This is a genomic window from Pseudomonas salomonii, assembly GCF_900107155.1.
Taxonomy (GTDB): domain Bacteria; phylum Pseudomonadota; class Gammaproteobacteria; order Pseudomonadales; family Pseudomonadaceae; genus Aquipseudomonas; species Aquipseudomonas salomonii.
In genome coordinates this window covers 428938-446394 of record NZ_FNOX01000001.1, presented here as the reverse complement: position 1 = coordinate 446394, position 17457 = coordinate 428938, and the positions used below count along the sequence as shown (strand labels likewise).

Here is a 17457-nt window from a genome sequence, read left to right as displayed (position 1 = left end):
CGGAGGACATGCCTGTGATGAGTCTCTCAAATACACCGAGGCCCCTGTGGGAATGCTCTTCTGTGGGAGCCAGGCTTGCCCGCGATGGCGGCGGCGAATCCAACACCGCCATCGCAGCGGTGCGGCGTCCCGACAAGCCTGCTCCCATACAGAGCAGATTTCACTCAGCCTCTGTGTTCTGCACATTGGCATTGGCAGTCTCTCTGACCGGTTGCGCCGGGCTGCCCGACCAACGCCTGGCCAACGAAGCGTTGAAGCGTGGCGACACGGCCACCGCCCAACAGAACTACCAGCAGTTGGCCGACCTCGGTTACAGCGAAGCCCAAGTCGGCCTGGCTGACATCCAGGTCACCACCCGCGATCCCGAGCAAATCCGCCAGGCCGAGGCCACTTACCGCGCAGCCGCCGATACGTCGCCACGTGCACAGGCACGTCTGGGCCGCCTGCTGGTGGCCAAACCCGGTGCTACCGAAGCCGAACAGCACGAGGCCGAAGGCCTGTTGAAAAAAGCCTTTGCCAATGGCGAAGGCAACACCCTGATCCCGCTGGCGATGCTGTACCTGCAATACCCGCACAGCTTCCTCAACGTGAACGCCCAACAGCAAATCAGCAAATGGCAGGCGGCGGGTTACCCGGAAGCAGGTTTGGCCCAGGTGCTGCTGTATCGCACCCAGGGCACCTACGACCAGCACCTGGATGATGTGGAGCGCATCTGCAAGGCGGCGCTGAACACCACCGATATTTGCTACGTCGAGCTGGCCACGGTTTATCAGAAGAAAGCCGAGCCGGAAAAAAAGGCCGAACTGCTCAAGCAGCTCGAAGCCGGTTACGCCCGTGGCACCGTCACCGCCCAGCGTGTCGACAGCGTGGCTCGCGTATTGGGTGATGTGACCCTCGGCCAGCCGGACGAAAAAACCGCCCAGGCCCTGCTGGAAAAAATCGCCCCCGGCTACCCGGCCTCCTGGGTCAGCCTGGCGCAACTGCTCTACGACTTCCCCGAACTGGGCGACGTCGACCAGATGATGAAGTACCTGGACAACGGCCGCGCCGCCGACCAACCGCGCGCCGAGCTGTTGCTGGGCAAGCTCTACTACGAAGGCAAGTGGGTACCGGCAGACGCCAAGGCCGCCGAAGCGCATTTCGAAAAAGCCGTGGGCCGTGAAGTCGCCGCCGATTACTACCTCGGCCAGATCTACCGCCGTGGCTACCTGGGCAAGGTCTACTCGCAAAAAGCCCTCGACCACTTGCTGACCGCTGCGCGTAACGGCCAGAACAGCGCCGACTTCGCCATCGCGCAATTGTTTTCCCAGGGCAAGGGCACCAAGCCCGACCCATTGAACGCCTATGTCTTCAGCCAATTGGCCAAAGTCCAGGACACGCCGGAGGCCAATGACCTGGCCACGCAGCTCGAAGCCCCGCTCACGCCTGAGCAACGCGCCGAAGGCCAACGCCTGGTGCAACAGGAGCTGGCCACGCGCGGCACCCTGGCCCAGAGCACGCTGCAACTGCACGCCCTGCAAGAAGAAGACGGCGAGGAATCCCTATGAAGCTCAACCCATTCGTCAAGGCCGGTATCGGCCTGACCTTCGCCCTGCTGTGGTCGTGCCCGACCCTGGCCGCGCTCACCGAAGCCAAGAACTTCGGCCTGGAAGTCAAAGCCACTGCGCAGTCCGAAGATGACCGCGACCTCGGTACGCAAAAAGGCGGCGACGTCAACGGCATCGGGCTCGACCTGCGCCCGTGGGTCTACGGTGAAAGCGGTGCGTGGAGCGCCTACGCCATGGGGCAGGCGGTCGTGTCGAGTGACATTATCGAGACCGACCCCCTGCAAGAATCGGCCGATGACGAAAATCAGCAAACCACCAACAACGACCGCAAGTCCAAGAAAAACTACCTGGCCATGCGCGAGTTCTGGGTCGGCTACAGCGGTTTCACGCCTTACCCGGGCGAACTGCTCAAGCTGGGTCGCCAACGCTTGCGCAATGACGACGGCCAATGGCGCGACACCAATATCGAAGCGCTGAACTGGACCTTCGATACCACCCTGCTCAAGGCCAATGTCGGCGTCGCCGAACGCTTCAGCGAATACCGCACCGACCTCAAGGAGCTGTCGCCCAAGGACAAGGACCGCCAGCACCTCTACGCCGACGCCGCCTACCAGTGGACCCCAGGCCAGTGGATCGGCCTGCGCGCCCACCACACCCATGACAACGGTAAGCTCGACTACCCGGAACCGGGCGTGGCGACCGACTCATTGGACAAGCGCGAAAACGGCGACCTGACCTGGCTCGGCATCGAAGCCAACAGTGACGCCTATAGCTTGAACAACAGAAACACGGTCAACTACTGGGCCAGCGTCACCGGCATGAAAGGCAACCGCGACACGGTCAATGCCCTCAATGCCGACGGCACCCGCCCAACCCAGGCCAAGCGCAGCGACGACGTGAATGGCTGGGCCACTGACATCGGCGTGCGCCTGCGTCTCGACCCGCAGTGGCAGGTCGGCGCGGCTTATTCCCGCGCCAGCGCCGAGTACGAGCAGAACGGCCTGCAAAGCAACCGTTCGAACTGGACCGGCACCCAGTCCCGCGTGCATCGCTTTGGCGAAGCGTTTCGCGGCGAGATGAACAACATGCAGTCCATGAGCCTGTTCGGTTCCTGGCAGCTGCGCGAGGACTACGACGCCAGCCTGGTTTATCACAAGTTCTGGCGCGTCGACGGCAACAAGCCGGTGGGCAGCAACGGCATCGATGCGGTGCAGAACAACACCGACGACGTGACCGGCGCGATCCTGTCCAGCACCTCGTTACCGCTGGCAGACGGCAAGAAAGACCTGGGTCAGGAAATGGACTTGGTGGTCACCAAGTACTTCAAAAAGGGCCTGTTGCCGGCCGCCCTCAGCCAGTCGATCGACGAGCCGTCGGCGCTGGTGCGCTTTCGTGCAGGCGTGTTCAAGCCGGGTGACGCCTACGGCAGCCAGGTCGACTCGTACATGCACCGCGCGTTTGTCGACGTGATCTGGAAATTCTGATGGGAGCCTGCGCAATGAATGCTCAAAGCCTACTCGTCGCGGCAATGCTGATGGCCAGCGCCACAGCCTTTGCCGATACGGCGGCCAAGGCGCCGACCATCGCCAAGGAACTGCAACAGGCCAAGACCTACACCATTTCCAGCCCGCCGACCGCGCCGCTGGAATTGCCCAAGCCTGCGCTGCCCGACCTGACCGGCTACACCGCGGCGGCGATGGAAAAGAAGATCGTGCGCAGCAAGCCGGGCAAAGTCAGCATCCGCCGCATGATGCAGGAAGACGCGCTCAAGGACTTTATCGGCGGCGATAACAAGATGGCCGAATGGGTGGTGCGCCAGCACGGCATACCCCAGGCGATCTTTGTCGACGACGGCTACATGAACCTCAAGGACCTGCTCGGCAAAGTGCCCAAGCAGTACCTCAGCGAAACCTCGCCGGGGGTGTTTTTGGCCAAGCTGCCGATTGTGGTCGGGCGCAAAGGCATCCTCGACATCGACAAAAAGACTCAGGAGCTGCGCCTGTCCCAGCAAGCCGGTTCGTTCCTGATCAACGACGGCCAGCTGTTTGTACGTGACACCAAAATCACCGGCTGGGACGAAAAGACCAACGGCCCGGCACTGTTCAAGTCGCCCAAGGAGTTCCGCCCGTTCCTGCTGGCCTGGGGCGGCACCGAAACCTACATCTCCAAGACCAAGATGGCCAGCTTCGGCTACGCCAACAGTAAGTCGTACGGCGTGAGTATTTCCCAGTACACGCCGAACATGGCCAAGGTGCTCAAGCGTGCGGAACCGACCGGCTGGATCATCGACTCCGAGTTCTCGGACATGTGGTACGGCTTCTACTGCTACGAGACCACGGGCTTTGTGATCAAGGGCAACACCTACAAAGACAACATCGTCTACGGCATCGACCCGCACGACCGTTCCCACGGCCTGATCATTGCCGACAACACCGTCTACGGCACCAAAAAGAAACACGGCATCATCATTTCCCGTGAGGTCAATGACAGCTTCATCTTCAACAACCGCAGCTTCGACAACAAGCTCTCAGGCCTGGTGATCGACCGTAACAGCGTCAACAACCTGATCGCCGACAACGAGATCTACCGCAACCACACCGACGGCATCACCCTCTATGAGAGCGGCGACAATCTGCTGTGGGGCAACAAGGTCATCGCCAACCGTCGCCACGGCATCCGCGTGCGCAACAGCGTGAACATTCGCCTGTACGAGAACTCCGCCATGGCCAACGGGCTGACCGGCGTGTACGGGCACATCAAGGATTTGACCGACACCGACCGCGACATCGCCCTCGACCCGTTTGACGCGAAAGTCTCGTTGATCGTGGTCGGCGGCGAGCTGGCCGGCAACGGCAGCGGGCCGCTGTCGATTGATTCGCCATTGAGCATCGAGCTGTACCGCGTATCGATGCTGGCGCCGACCAAATCCAGCGGCATCAGCTTTGCCGGCGTGCTGGGCGATCGCCAGGAAGAGATTCTCGACCTGCTGGTGCGCCAGCAGAAAGCCGTGCTGATCGACCCTGTCGAACGCCAGACCCAAATGCAGGACTGAGGATGACCCTTATGCACCCACACATGATCAAACTGCTGAGCCTCTCGGGTCTGACCCTCGGCCTGCTGGCGGCCAGCCAGGGCGTGCGCGCCGATGAAGTCAAAGCCCCCACGTTCACCGCCGAGCCGTGCTGCAGCCTGTGCCCGGCCGCCCATGACGCAAAGAACTACACCACGCGCTACCAGCAGAACTTCACCACCCTGGTGCAAGCCCAGGGCGACTGGCTGTTCCGTACCCAGGAAGATTTGCGCACCGAATTCGACACCAGCCCCGCCGGCTACAAACGCATGCAGCAACTGCACGATGCGTTCAAGGCCAAGGGCGTGGAGCTGGTGGTGGTCTATCAGCCGACCCGTGGCCTGGTGAACCGCAACAAGCTCAATCCCGAAGAAAAAGCCAAATTCGATTTCGACAAGGCGCTGGGCAACTACAAAACCATGCTCGGCCGCTTTGCCAAGATGGGTTATGTGGTACCGGACCTGTCGCCACTGACCAACGAACAACTGCCCGATGAACTGCCGGCCCACGACTTCTACTTCCGTGGTGACCAGCACTGGACCCCATACGGCGCCCAACGCACGGCAAAAATCGTCGGCGCCAAAGTGCGTGCCATGCCCGAGTTTGCCGATATTCCCAAGCGCGAGTTCGAAACCAAACGCTCCGGGCGCATGGGCAAGACCGGCACCCTGCACAACATGGCCGGGCAACTGTGCGGCACCAGCTACGCGATCCAATACATGGACCAGTTCACCACCGAGCCTAAAGGCGAAGCCGGTGACGGCGACCTGTTCGGCGATTCGGGTAACCCGCAGATCACCCTGGTGGGCACCAGCCACAGCGGCAAGAACTACAACTTCGCCGGCTTCCTGGAACAGGAAATCGGTGCCGACATCCTTAACGTCGCCTTCCCTGGCGGCGGCCTGGAAGGCTCGATGATCCAGTACCTGGGCAGTGACGAGTTCCAGAAAACCCCGCCGAAAATCCTTATCTGGGAATTCTCGCCGCTGTACCGCCTCGACCAGGAAACCATCTACCGCCAGATGATGGCGCTGCTCGACAACGGCTGCGAAGGCAAGCCTGCACAAATGAGCGCCAGCACCACGCTCAAACCCGGCAAGAACGAGTTGATGGTCAACAGCTCGAACAAAGACCTGCGCAACGCCAACCATCAGGTCGATATCCGCTTCGCCGACCCGTCGGTGAAAACCCTGCAAGCCACCCTCTGGTACATGAACGGGCGCCACGAGGACATCAAGATCGAGAAACCCGAAACATCCGATACAGACGGGCGTTTCGCCTTTGAACTGCGCACCGATGAAGACTGGGCCTCGCAGAACTTGCTGGCCGTGGAAGTGCAAGGCCCCGAAGCGGGCACTGCCGCGCAGAAAGTCGAAGCGAAAATTTGCACACGCAACGTGTTCCCGGCGAGTGGTCAACAGACCGCCCAGCTTGGGAAGTGAGGTTACTTATGCAGAAATTATTGATTCCAACGCTGCTGGGCCTGGCGATGTTCGCCGGTACAGTCAACGCCGCCGCACCACTGCGTCCACCCCAGGGCTACTTTGCGCCGGTGGAAGCATTCAAGACCGGCGACTTCAAGAATGACTGCGACGCCATGCCGGCGCCGTACACCGGCTCGCTGCAATTTCGCAGCAAGTACGAAGGCTCGGACAAGGCCCGCGCCACCCTGAATGTGCAATCGGAAAAAGCCTTTCGTGACAGCACTGCCGACATCACCAAGCTGGAAAAAGACACCAGCAAACGCGTGATGCAGTTTATGCGCGACGGCCGCCCGGAGCAGCTGGAATGCACACTCAACTGGCTTACGAGCTGGGCCAAGGCGGATGCGTTGATGTCCAAGGACTTCAACCACACCGGCAAGTCCATGCGCAAATGGGCGCTGGGCAGCATGGCCTCGGCCTATGTGCGCCTGAAGTTCTCCGACTCGCACCCGCTGGCTAATCATCAGCAGGAATCGCAGTTGATCGAAGCCTGGTTCAACAAGCTCGCCGATCAAGTCGTCAGCGACTGGGACAACCTGCCCCTGGATAAAACCAACAACCACTCCTACTGGGCCGCGTGGTCGGTGATGGCCACGTCCATCGCCACCAACCGTCGCGACCTGTTTGATTGGGCGGTGAAGGAATACAAGGTCGGCGCCAACCAGGTGGACGCCCAGGGCTTCTTGCCCAACGAACTGAAGCGTCAGCAACGTGCCCTGGCGTACCACAACTACGCGCTGCCGCCGCTGTCGATGATCGCCAGCTTTGCCTTGGTCAACGGTGTGGACCTGCGCCAGGAAAATAACGGCGCGCTCAAACGCCTGGGCGACAAGGTGCTGGCCGGGGTGAAAGACCCGGACATCTTCGAGCAGAAGAACGGCAAGGAACAGGACATGAAGGACCTCAAGGAAGACATGAAATTTGCCTGGCTTGAGCCCTTCTGCACCCTCTACACCTGCGCCCCCGATGTAATCGAGCGCAAGCACGGCATGCAGCCGTTCAAGACCTTCCGCCTCGGCGGTGACCTGACCAAGGTCTACGACCCGACGCACGAAAAAGGCAACAAAGGCAGCTGATATACAGCTGATCGTTCCCACGCTCCGCGTGGGAATGCAGCCAGGGACGCTCCGCGTCCCAAAAGCGGACGCAGAGCGTCCAGTGAGGCATTCCCACGCAGAGCGTGGGAACGATCACAACCTCCCGCGAAATCGTGGGGGGTTTGGGGGGGGCCGTTGGCCCTTAACTGTTGGTTAAACATGGAGAGATCGGGATGGTTTTCTCGTCCAATGTGTTCCTGTTTTTGTTCTTGCCGATCTTTCTCGGCTTGTACTACTTGAGCGGGCAACGCTATCGCAATCTGCTGCTGCTGATTGCCAGCTACGTGTTCTACGCCTGGTGGCGAGTGGACTTCCTGGCGCTGTTCGCCGCCGTGACGCTGTGGAATTACTGGATCGGCCTCAAGGTCGGTGCCGCCGGCGTGCGCACCAAACCGGCCCAGCGCTGGCTGTTGCTCGGCGTGGCTGTCGACCTGTGCATCCTCGGCTACTTCAAGTACGCCAACTTCGGCGTCGACAGCATCAATGTGATGATGAAGTCGGCGGGGCTGGAGCCGTTTATCCTCACCCACGTGCTGTTGCCGATAGGGATCTCGTTCTACATCTTCGAGTCCATCAGCTACATCATCGACGTGTACCGCGGCGACACCCCGGCAACCCGCAACCTCATCGATTTTGCGGCGTTCGTGGCGATCTTCCCGCACCTGATTGCCGGCCCGGTGCTGCGTTTTCGCGACCTGGCCGACCAGTTCAACAACCGCACGCACACCCTCGACAAATTCTCCGAGGGCTGCACGCGGTTCATGCAGGGTTTCATCAAGAAAGTCTTTATCGCCGACACCCTGGCGGTGGTGGCCGACCATTGCTTCGCCCTGCAAAACCCGACCACGGGCGATGCCTGGCTCGGCGCGCTGGCCTATACCGCGCAGCTGTATTTCGACTTCTCCGGCTACAGCGACATGGCCATCGGTTTGGGCTTGATGATGGGTTTCCGCTTTATGGAGAACTTCAAACAGCCGTACATCAGCCAGTCGATCACCGAGTTCTGGCGGCGCTGGCACATCAGCCTGTCCACCTGGCTGCGTGACTACCTGTACATCACCCTGGGCGGCAACCGTAAAGGCACGCTGACCACCTACCGCAACCTGTTCCTGACCATGCTGCTCGGTGGCCTGTGGCACGGTGCGAACATCACCTACATCGTGTGGGGCGCCTGGCACGGCATGTGGCTGGCGATTGAAAAAGCCATCGGCCTGAATACCGCGCCACGCAGTTTCAACGTGGTGCGTTGGGCCTTTACCTTCCTGCTGGTAGTCATGGGCTGGGTGATCTTCCGCGCCGAAAACCTGCACGTCGCCGGGCGCATGTACGGCGCGATGTTCAGCTTTGGCGAGTGGTCGCTGTCGGAACTCAACCGCGCCAGCCTCACCGGCCTGCAAGTGGCGACGTTGGTGGTGGCCTACGCAACATTGGCGTTCTTTGGCCTGCGCGACTTCTACACCAACCGCCCTGCCGAAAAAGCCAAACCGGCTGACCCAAGCCTGATCAAGGCAGTACCCGGCGACAACCCAGGCAGCATCCACCAGCCAGGTTTCAGCGTAGGCCAGGACGCCGCCGTGCAACCGGCCTACTGGACCGCTGACTGGCCACGCTACGCCATGCGCGCCACCGTGCTGCTGCTGTTCGTGGCGTCGATTCTGAAACTGTCGGCGCAGAGTTTCTCGCCGTTCCTTTACTTCCAATTTTGAGGGAGCCGACCATGACCCGTTCATTTCGCGTCCTCTATATCACGCTGTTCCTGCTGGTGCTGCTGGCCTTGGGCGTCTGGTCGACGCGCAGCTTCTTCGGCTTCAGCACCAACGCCGACGCCACCGTGCTCAACGGGCGCTGGACCAAGGCCGTCGAGACCCACTACGACGACGAGTTCCCGATCAAGCGCCTGGGCACCAACCTCTGGGCGGCGCTGGACTACAAGCTGTTCAATGAAGGCCGCCCCGGCGTGGTGCTGGGCCGCGACCACTGGCTGTACAGCGATGAGGAATTCAACCCCATCGTCAACGAAGACCAGAACCTGCAAGGCAACTACGCGCTGGTCGAAGGCGTGCGCCAAAAACTCAAGGCCCAGGGCATCCAACTGGTGATGGCGATCGTGCCGGCCAAGGTGCGCCTGTACCCGGAACACCTGGGTGAAGTGAAACCGGCGAGCATCCACGCCAACCTGTACGAGGACTTCCACGCCCGTGTAGCGGCCGACAAGATCATCGCGCCCGACCTGCTTGGCCCGCTGCAACAGGCCAAGCTGGGCGGCACGCAAGTGTTCCTGCGCACCGACACCCACTGGACCCCGGACGGTGCGGAAATCGCTGCCAAACAGTTGGCCAGGACCATTGCCGACAAGACGCCGCTGAGCGGCGAGCCACAGCGCTTTGTCACCGAAGCCGAAAAAACCGAACCGCACAAAGGCGACCTGCGCCTGTTCCTGCCGCTGGACCCGCTGTTCGAAAACCTGATGCCGCCTAAAGAGCCACTGCAAAAACGCGTCACGCACCTGGCGGAGAACAAAGGCGACGACGCCCTGTTTGCCGACAGTGAAACGCCAGTGGCCCTGGTGGGCACCAGCTACAGCGCCAACCCCAACTGGAACTTCGTCGGCGCCCTCAAGCAAGCCTTGCACAGCGACGTCATCAACTACTCCGAAGACGGCCACGGCCCGATCCTGCCGATGCTCAGCTACCTGAAAAGCGATGACTTCAAGAACAGCCCGCCCCAAGTGCTGATCTGGGAGTTTCCGGAACGTTATCTGCCCGTCAACAACGAAATCGGTGATGCCGACCCACAGTGGGTTGCGCAGCTTAAACAAGCCGGTTCGCGCCAACAGAACATGGCTTTGAACACTCAAAAATCCGAGACGCCCGACCGGGCGCAAAACTGAAAGAGAGGTAACTCACATGACTTTCACTACTACTCCGCGTCGTCTCGCCAAGACCCTGGCCATCGCTGCCGGCTTGAGCTTCGTATCGATGTCCGCCTTCGCCGGTGGTGACGCTGCGCTCTACGGCCCGACCGCACCGAAAGGTTCAAGTTTCGTGCGGATCTACAACGCATCGAACCAGGAAGTCAGCGCCACCGTCGGCGCGACCAATTTGAGCGATGTGGCGCCGCTGGCCAGCAGTGACTTCAGCTTCATGCCGGGCGGCGACTACAGCGCCAAGGTCGGCAGCCAGACCGTACCGGTCAAGCTCGCGGCCGATCACTACTACACCCTGGTCAACAGCGGCAGCGGCCAGCCCCAGCTGATCGAAGAGCCGCCGTTCAAGAACAAGCAAAAATCCCTGGTGCGTGTGCAGAACCTCAGCGACAAGGCCCTGACCCTGAAAACCGCCGACGGCAAGACCGACGTGGTCAAGTCGGTGGCCGCCAAGGGCCGTGGCGAGCGCGAAATCAACCCGGTGAAAGTGAGCCTGGCGTTGTACGACGGTGACAAGAAAGTCGGCGATGTAAAGCCGGTGGCTTTGGAACGTGGTGAAGCGGCGGTGCTGTACGTGACCGGCTCGGGTTCGAGCATTTCGCCAGTGTGGGTCAAGCGCCCCGTGTCGACCCGCTGATTAGTTTTCTGAACTGACACCCGCCCCTGTGGGAGCCGGGCTTGCCCGCGATGGCGGTGGTGAATCCAACACCGCCATCGCAGGCAAGCCAGCTCCCACACTGACCGAGGCAGTCAGTTCAGACCGAGACAAAAACAAGAGTGAAACGACAAACCTTCGTAGCTCTGACCCAATCGATTCAAGGAGAAACACCCATGATCCCAGTAATCCTTTCCGGTGGTAGCGGCTCACGTCTTTGGCCGCTTTCCCGCAAACAGTTCCCCAAGCAATTCCTGGCCTTGACCGGCGAACACACACTGTTCCAGCAAACCCTGGAGCGCCTGGTGTTCGAAGGCATGGACGCCCCGATCGTGGTCTGCAACAAGGACCACCGCTTCATCGTCAACGAGCAACTAAGCACGCGTAAGCTCGAATGCCAGCGCATCCTGATGGAGCCGTTCGGCCGCAACACCGCGCCGGCCGTGGCCCTGACTGCGATGATGCTGGTCAACGAAGGCCGCGACGAGCTGATGCTGGTGCTGCCCGCCGACCACGTGATCGACGACCAGAAAGCCCTGCAACGCGCCCTGGCCCTGGCCACTGTGGCGGCCGAGCGTGGCGAGATGGTGCTGTTCGGCGTCCCGGCGACCCGTCCGGAAACCGGTTACGGCTACATCAAGTCCAGCAACGATTCGCTGCTGCCCGAAGGCGTCAGCCGCGTGCAACAGTTCGTGGAAAAACCCGATGAAAAACGCGCCGTCGAGTTCGTCAAAAGCGGCGGTTACTTCTGGAACAGCGGCATGTTCCTGTTCCGCGCCAGCCGCTTCCTCGAAGAGCTGAAAAAACACGACCCGGACATCTACGACACCTGCGTGCTGACCCTGGAGCGCAGCGAGCAGGATGCCGACACCGTAACCTTCGACGAAGCCACTTTCGCCTGCTGCCCGGACAACTCCATCGACTACGCGGTAATGGAAAAAACCCAGCGCGCCTGCGTGGTGCCGCTGAGCGCCGGTTGGAGCGACGTGGGTTGCTGGGCCTCGTTGTGGGCGGTCAATGACAAAGACGTCAATGGCAACGTGAGCAAAGGCGATGTAGTGATCCAGGACAGCCGCAACTGCATGGTGCATGGCAACGGCAAACTGGTGTCGGTGATCGGCCTGGACAACATCGTGGTGGTGGAAACCAAGGACGCGATGATGATTGCCCACAAGGACAAGGTCCAGGGCGTCAAGCAGATGGTCAACACCCTCAACGAGCAAGGCCGCAGCGAAACCCAGAACCACTGCGAAGTCTACCGCCCGTGGGGCTCCTACGACTCGGTGGACATGGGCGGCCGCTTCCAGGTCAAGCACATCTCGGTCAAGCCGGGCGCGTGCCTGTCGCTGCAGATGCACCACCACCGTGCCGAACACTGGATCGTGGTCAGCGGCACCGCTGAAGTCACCTGTGACGAAAACGTGTTCCTGCTCTGCGAGAACCAGTCCACCTACATCCCGATCGCCTCGGTGCACCGCCTGCGCAACCCGGGCAAGATCCCGTTGGAGATTATTGAAGTGCAATCGGGCAGCTACCTGGGCGAAGACGATATCGAACGCTTTGAAGATATCTATGGGCGCTCCACCCCGGTCGAACGTGGCGTGTCGGTGAAAACTATCGCGCAGTAACACGGTCGTACAAGAAGCCCTCATCCAGCCCGTTGCGTCCCCTATCCGCAGTGGGCTGGGTGGGGGCTGCTCGTTCCCACGCTCCGCGTGGGAATGCCGCCTGGGACGCTCCGCGTTCCGATTCACGCCCGGTGCATGGGTGACGCAGAGCGTCACGGGATGCATTCCCACGCAGAGCGTGGGAACGATCGACAAAGCACCCCGCCAGCATTGACCCTTGCCCCCATCCTGCCTATCCTCGCGCCTGTCACGACTCATTCGTGATGAGGTTTGACGGCCTCGCAAACTCATAGGATCCCATTTTCATCAGGAGATCCATCATGTCCAAACAAACCACCCGCCCCACCCCCTTCGGCCCCAGCGACCGCAGTGAAGAACCTCTTTTTTGCGTACAACCCGGCATTCCCATCGAACATGCACTGGAACATGCCAGCTATGTTTTAGGCACCGCGCGCGTGCTCACCTTGGCGGCTCAAGACCTGTGCACCGAACACCAGAGCTACCTGAACTGGGCCAGCCTGCAATTGGCTGAAACCGGCTTGGCACTGGTTGAGGCTTCCATCGAAGGCTTGCAGGCAGATTCTTCTACTCAGTAAGTAAGTCTTCGCAGGCAAGCCAGCTCCCACAGGGGAACGCGCTCCAACGGTGGGAGCTGGCTTGCCTGCGATGGCGTCCGTCCGCTCAACACTTATCTCAAGCTACCCAATCCCACCTACGCTTACGTTAGGATGCTCGTTCCCTATTCGAGGTGGTCTCCATGTTCTTCGGCGTTCTCCTGATCATCACCTGGCTGATCCTGCTGCTGCGCTACCCCGCCAAAGCCTTGCCGGTATCGCTGGCCGCCGCCGTCGGCCTGGGTTTTGTCGCCATCTGGGTGGTGTGGCTGGACAGCCGCGAAGCTTCGCAACTGGCGCGCCTGGAACTGCGCATCAGCTACGCGCCTCAAGAGTGCCCGGCCGACCGCCCGTTGAAACTGGTGCTGATCAACGGCAACGACGTGCCCCTCACCGAATTGCGCTGGCGTCTCGCGGCCTATGCGCCGGGTGACACGGTGAACCTGGCCGATAACGTTTATGCGGCCCCACGCTATCGCGGCCCCGGCGAACTACAAGCCGGCGCCACTTGGGATGACTGTTTGCCCACGCCGCCCCTGCGCCCCGGCTACCGACCGCAAACCCTGGAATTTCGCGCCGAGCACCTGCAAGGCAGTTTCTCGGACTGACAAAGGATTGATCCATGCCCAACGTACTCATCACCGGTTGTTCCAGTGGCATTGGCCGCGCCCTCGCTGACGCCTTCAAATCCGCCGGCTTCGACGTGTGGGCCAGCGCCCGCCGCGAAGCAGACGTCGCCGCACTTGCCGCTGCCGGCTTCAATGCCGTGCTACTGGACGTCAACGACAGCATGGCCTTGCAGCGCCTGGCCGAACAACTCGGCGAACTGGATGTGTTGATCAATAACGCCGGCTATGGCGCCATGGGCCCGCTGCTCGACGGCGGCACCGAAGCTATGCAGAGCCAGTTCGAGACCAATGTATTTTCCATCGTCGGCGTCACCCAGGCGCTGTTCCCCGCACTGCGGCGCAGTAAAGGTTTGGTGGTGAATATCGGCAGTGTTTCGGGTGTGCTGGTCACGCCGTTTGCCGGTGCGTACTGCGCCTCGAAAGCGGCGGTGCATGCGTTGAGCGATGCCTTGCGTATGGAACTGGCACCGTTTGGTATTCGGGTGCTGGAAGTACAGCCGGGAGCAATCAACACAAGTTTCGCGAAAAACGCCGGCGCCCAGGCCGAACTGCTGATCAACGAACAATCGCCCTGGTGGCCCTTGCGCGAAGGCATTCGTGCACGCTCCCAGGCCTCGCAGGGAAACCCGACTTCGGCCGAGCAATTTGCAGCTCAAGTGCTCAAGGCTGTGCAACAACCAACACCGCCACGGATGTTGCGTGCGGGCAATGGCAGCCGAGCGCTGCCGTTGATGGCGGCGTTGTTGCCAAAAGGATTGCTGGAGAAAGTCCTGAAGAAGCGCTTTGGCTTGAGTGGCGTGTTGTAAGCAATCATGAAGCGCACCTGCCAAAAAACGGGATGAGTGCCATAATCGCCGCCTGCCTATTGAAACTGACTGGCCCCACAAGGGTATTGCGATGGAAATCAGAAAAATTCGACTGAATAACGTCGGTCGTTTTACCGACCTGGAAGTCGCCTTTGCGCCTACCGAAAAGCATGCGTCGAAAGTGACGGTGTTTGTGGGGAATAATGGGGCGGGGAAGACGACGATTTTGAAGTCGATAGCCACGTCGCTAAGTTGGCTGGTTGGCCGCATTCGCACCGACAATGGCGGTGGCAGTCCCATCCAAGAAGATGTGGTCACTAATGGTGAGCGATTCGCCTCAATTGATGCAGAAGTTAGTGGTATATCTCACCCGTCAGCATCAGCTTCCGCGAACTACTCATGGACACTTGCTCGCACCTTGCGAGGCCACAAAGCAAAGGTAAATAGCTCTCTAACTAAATTAACCGATCTGGCTGATCTCTATCGCTTTCATTTAGGGTTGGTTGACGAAAACGGCTCACTTCCACTTGTGGCTTTCTACCCTGTCGAAAGATCCGTCCTTGACGTTCCACTAACAATCCGAAAATCCGAAAAACCATTCGATCAGTTTGATGGATATGAAAACGCTTTAAATGGTGGCGTAGATTTCGGACGCTTTTTTGAATGGTTCCGTGACAGAGAAGATACTGAGAACGAGCAGGGCATATCCTCAGCCGTAATGGAACAGTTGAAAAAAATCTCTAGTTCGGATGAAAAACTAGCATCTGAACTGAAAAGTATGCACTTAGCATCACGCGATCCTCAATTAAATGCTGTGCGGTCTGCCGTCAACAAGTTTATGCCTGACTTTAGCAACCTTAGAGTCCAGAGAAAGCCTAGATTGCATATGGCCATCGACAAGCTAGGCAATACACTCAGTGTTTCTCAGCTTTCTCAGGGGGAAAAATCACTGATGGCACTTGTCGGCGACATTGCTCGCCGCTTGGCACTCATGAATCCATCATTGAAGAACCCACTTGAAGGCGCGGGTGTCGTCCTAATCGACGAAGTAGACCTCCATCTTCACCCTCAATGGCAGCGCCGTCTGATCCAGCAACTCACTGAAACCTTCCCCAACTGCCAATTCATCCTGACAACGCATTCTCCACTGGTGATCAGCGATACAAAGGATGTTTTGTGCTACGTCCTCGACGACGGTGAACTAGAAGAGCGCACTGGTCTCTACGGTCTAGACGCAAATCAGGTCCTGCGCAGCGTCATGGACACCGATGCACGCAACAGCGAGGTGCAGGACCGCCTAGATCGTCTACTGGATCTGCTGCAAGACAAAAAATTGAAAGAGGCTAAGGCTCTTTTCGAAGAACTTTCAGCAGACCTCCCCGCAGGTCATATTGAGCTGACTAAAGCATCCCTCCTGATTCGCAAGCTGGAGCTGCGCAGTGCGTAAGATCACCAAAGGAAATGAACCCGTAGCACTGACGCAATGGAGACGCATACACCCGAGGGGGCGCTATCCCGAGTTATCGCACGTTGAAAGAAACGCTATTCGACAAGCTTGTATAGAAGAGCAATACGGCCTATGTGCCCACTGCTGCAACGCAATTGCACTGAATAGCGCTCACAACGAGCACGTAGAGGCGCAAAGAGACGCCCAAAACCGCACGGTGGACTTCTCGAACATCGTAGCGAGCTGTAATCGACCTCAACAATGCGGGAACGCGCACGCACATCAGGCATTGCCACTCACCGCACTGATGGACGAATGTGAAACAGAGCTGAAATTTTATCTTTCAGGGCGAGTGGAAGGGTTGAGCCCAAGAGCTATCACGTCTATTCAGGTTCTGAATTTAGGGGATAGCCGCGAGAAAAACCGGGCGCTGTTCAATGATCGACGAGACATCATCAACGCGCTTCTTTTCAACAGCCGAATGGATGGTTCTGATCTCACTATAGAAAACATCGACCTGCTGATAATTCTTGAAGAAGAACTACAACAACCGGATGAGAACCGACAACTCAAGCCTTTCTCTCCTGTCTTGATAAACGTTATTCGCCAAATCACCGCCTGACCCTAGCCCTTCATAAAATCAATAAACGCCCGCACCTTCAGCGGCAAATGCCGTGTATCCGGGTACATGGCATAAATGCCTTGCGGGGCAAAGCGATGGTCCGCCAATAACCGCACCAACCGCCCCGCCTCCAGATCGCCCTGCACCAGCCATTGCGGCAGCACCGCCACACCATGCCCACGCACGGCGAAGGCCTGGAGAACCGAGGCGCTGTCGGCCACCAGCGCAGCAGGGCCGGAACGGTATTGATGCTCGCCGCCGGCGGGGTCGGTCAGGCTCAGCTCCGTCAAGCGGCCATGGCCTAACTTGGGCACGCGCTCCAACGCATCCAGGGTCTGCACCTGGGCAAACTCGGGCGCGGCTACGGCAAACACCTCATAGGTCGACAGCTGCACCGCCCGGTGATTGGAGTCGAGCAGTCGCCCCAGCCGAATCGCCACGTCAAAGCGCTCGGAGATCAAATCGGCATGGGTGGAAGATGTGGATAAGTGAATGTTCAAGTCTGGGTGCAGGCGCCGAAAAGCCTCCACCGCCGGGGCGACGACTGCCAGCGCGTATTCCACCGTGGTGGTGATGCGTAAGGTGCCTTTGAGTTGCGCATGTTCAGAGCGGGCTTCTTCCACCGCCAACCGGGCTTCTTCGAGCATGCGCGTGCAACGCAGGTAAAAGCGCTCGCCGGCATCCGTCAACGCCAACTGGCGGGTGTTGCGGGTCAAAAGGGTCACGCCCAGTTCTGCCTCAAGGCGCTTGAGGTTGAAGCTGACCACGGCGCGGGTCTGGCCCAGCCGGTCGGCGGCGGCGGTGAGCGAGCCAGCCTCGACCACGGCCTTGAAGGTGTCGAATCGGTCCAGGCTGACCATCGGCAGCCGCCTCCTTTGTCAAAATATTTTTGACAAACTAACAGGCAAACCGACGTATCCCAAACCCTGCAT

At 59.7% G+C, this 17457-nt stretch carries 15 protein-coding genes; 14 read left to right on the top strand and 1 reads right to left on the bottom strand.

Features of this window, described 5'->3' with window-relative positions; all coding sequences use genetic code 11:
- Positions 1 to 8 precede the first annotated feature (8 nt).
- The 14 genes from algK to BLV67_RS02135 all read left to right on the top strand — a co-directional run bounded on the left by algK (position 9) and on the right by BLV67_RS02135 (position 16525).
- Positions 9 to 1547 carry an alginate biosynthesis TPR repeat lipoprotein AlgK gene (gene algK / locus BLV67_RS02205; RefSeq protein ID WP_083269301.1) on the top strand — a complete coding sequence of 513 codons (1539 nt, stop codon included), beginning with the start codon at positions 9 to 11 and terminating at the stop codon, positions 1545 to 1547.
- Entirely contained in the window at positions 1544 to 3031 is a 1488-nt protein-coding gene (locus BLV67_RS02200) for an alginate export family protein (RefSeq protein ID WP_069786116.1), read from the top strand. Before algK ends, BLV67_RS02200 begins: the two co-directional genes overlap by 4 nt.
- Entirely contained in the window at positions 3031 to 4599 is a 1569-nt protein-coding gene (gene algG, locus BLV67_RS02195; RefSeq protein WP_065912571.1) for a mannuronan 5-epimerase AlgG, read from the top strand. The genes BLV67_RS02200 and algG overlap by 1 nt, the downstream gene beginning before the upstream one ends.
- 11 nt (positions 4600 to 4610) lie before the next feature.
- Entirely contained in the window at positions 4611 to 6059 is a 1449-nt protein-coding gene (locus tag BLV67_RS02190) for an alginate O-acetyltransferase (RefSeq protein WP_065929276.1), read from the top strand.
- Positions 6060 to 6067: 8 nt separating this feature from the next.
- Positions 6068 to 7177, top strand: a complete 1110-nt coding sequence (locus tag BLV67_RS02185; protein ID WP_069786115.1) for a mannuronate-specific alginate lyase — start codon at positions 6068 to 6070, stop codon at positions 7175 to 7177.
- A 194-nt stretch (positions 7178 to 7371) separates the two neighbouring features.
- Positions 7372 to 8904, top strand: coding sequence for an MBOAT family O-acyltransferase (locus BLV67_RS02175; protein WP_069786114.1), 1533 nt, complete (start codon positions 7372 to 7374; stop codon positions 8902 to 8904).
- 11 nt (positions 8905 to 8915) lie between these two features.
- The gene (locus tag BLV67_RS02170; protein ID WP_069786113.1) at positions 8916 to 10088 is read left to right on the top strand and encodes an alginate O-acetyltransferase; all 1173 of its coding nucleotides are present in this window, start codon (positions 8916 to 8918) and stop codon (positions 10086 to 10088) included.
- A gap of 16 nt (positions 10089 to 10104) precedes the next feature.
- Complete coding sequence (locus BLV67_RS02165) at positions 10105 to 10761, top strand: alginate O-acetyltransferase AlgF (RefSeq protein ID WP_017135222.1); 657 nt, start codon at positions 10105 to 10107, stop codon at positions 10759 to 10761.
- 194 nt (positions 10762 to 10955) lie between these two features.
- A complete protein-coding gene (locus tag BLV67_RS02160) occupies positions 10956 to 12407 on the top strand; it encodes a mannose-1-phosphate guanylyltransferase/mannose-6-phosphate isomerase (RefSeq protein ID WP_065912564.1) in 1452 nt (483 codons plus the stop codon).
- Between the two features lie 320 nt (positions 12408 to 12727).
- Positions 12728 to 13003 (top strand): DUF3077 domain-containing protein, encoded by a 276-nt coding sequence (locus tag BLV67_RS02155; RefSeq protein ID WP_065912562.1) that lies wholly within the window; start codon positions 12728 to 12730, stop codon positions 13001 to 13003.
- A 161-nt stretch (positions 13004 to 13164) separates the two neighbouring features.
- The gene (locus BLV67_RS02150) at positions 13165 to 13629 is read left to right on the top strand and encodes a multidrug transporter (RefSeq protein ID WP_069786112.1); all 465 of its coding nucleotides are present in this window, start codon (positions 13165 to 13167) and stop codon (positions 13627 to 13629) included.
- A gap of 14 nt (positions 13630 to 13643) precedes the next feature.
- Positions 13644 to 14456, top strand: a complete 813-nt coding sequence (locus BLV67_RS02145) for an SDR family oxidoreductase (protein WP_069786111.1) — start codon at positions 13644 to 13646, stop codon at positions 14454 to 14456.
- Between the two features lie 91 nt (positions 14457 to 14547).
- Positions 14548 to 15903, top strand: coding sequence for an AAA family ATPase (locus BLV67_RS02140; RefSeq protein ID WP_069786110.1), 1356 nt, complete (start codon positions 14548 to 14550; stop codon positions 15901 to 15903).
- On the top strand, positions 15896 to 16525 hold the full coding sequence (locus BLV67_RS02135; protein ID WP_069786109.1) for an HNH endonuclease family protein: 630 nt from the start codon (positions 15896 to 15898) through the stop codon (positions 16523 to 16525). The genes BLV67_RS02140 and BLV67_RS02135 overlap by 8 nt, the downstream gene beginning before the upstream one ends.
- 2 nt (positions 16526 to 16527) lie before the next feature.
- On the opposite strand, the gene BLV67_RS02130 is transcribed toward BLV67_RS02135, so the two are convergent.
- A complete protein-coding gene (locus BLV67_RS02130) occupies positions 16528 to 17385 on the bottom strand; it encodes a LysR family transcriptional regulator (protein ID WP_069786108.1) in 858 nt (285 codons plus the stop codon).
- Positions 17386 to 17457 lie beyond the last annotated feature (72 nt).

Coding starts and splice junctions, on each gene's coding strand:
- algK (WP_083269301.1), top strand. CDS start 9: ATGCCTGTGATGAGTCTCTCAAATACACCGAGGCCCCTGTGGGAATGC.
- BLV67_RS02200 (WP_069786116.1), top strand. CDS start 1,544: ATGAAGCTCAACCCATTCGTCAAGGCCGGTATCGGCCTGACCTTCGCC.
- algG (WP_065912571.1), top strand. CDS start 3,031: ATGGGAGCCTGCGCAATGAATGCTCAAAGCCTACTCGTCGCGGCAATG.
- BLV67_RS02190 (WP_065929276.1), top strand. CDS start 4,611: ATGCACCCACACATGATCAAACTGCTGAGCCTCTCGGGTCTGACCCTC.
- BLV67_RS02185 (WP_069786115.1), top strand. CDS start 6,068: ATGCAGAAATTATTGATTCCAACGCTGCTGGGCCTGGCGATGTTCGCC.
- BLV67_RS02175 (WP_069786114.1), top strand. CDS start 7,372: ATGGTTTTCTCGTCCAATGTGTTCCTGTTTTTGTTCTTGCCGATCTTT.
- BLV67_RS02170 (WP_069786113.1), top strand. CDS start 8,916: ATGACCCGTTCATTTCGCGTCCTCTATATCACGCTGTTCCTGCTGGTG.
- BLV67_RS02165 (WP_017135222.1), top strand. CDS start 10,105: ATGACTTTCACTACTACTCCGCGTCGTCTCGCCAAGACCCTGGCCATC.
- BLV67_RS02160 (WP_065912564.1), top strand. CDS start 10,956: ATGATCCCAGTAATCCTTTCCGGTGGTAGCGGCTCACGTCTTTGGCCG.
- BLV67_RS02155 (WP_065912562.1), top strand. CDS start 12,728: ATGTCCAAACAAACCACCCGCCCCACCCCCTTCGGCCCCAGCGACCGC.
- BLV67_RS02150 (WP_069786112.1), top strand. CDS start 13,165: ATGTTCTTCGGCGTTCTCCTGATCATCACCTGGCTGATCCTGCTGCTG.
- BLV67_RS02145 (WP_069786111.1), top strand. CDS start 13,644: ATGCCCAACGTACTCATCACCGGTTGTTCCAGTGGCATTGGCCGCGCC.
- BLV67_RS02140 (WP_069786110.1), top strand. CDS start 14,548: ATGGAAATCAGAAAAATTCGACTGAATAACGTCGGTCGTTTTACCGAC.
- BLV67_RS02130 (WP_069786108.1), bottom strand. CDS start 17,385: ATGGTCAGCCTGGACCGATTCGACACCTTCAAGGCCGTGGTCGAGGCT.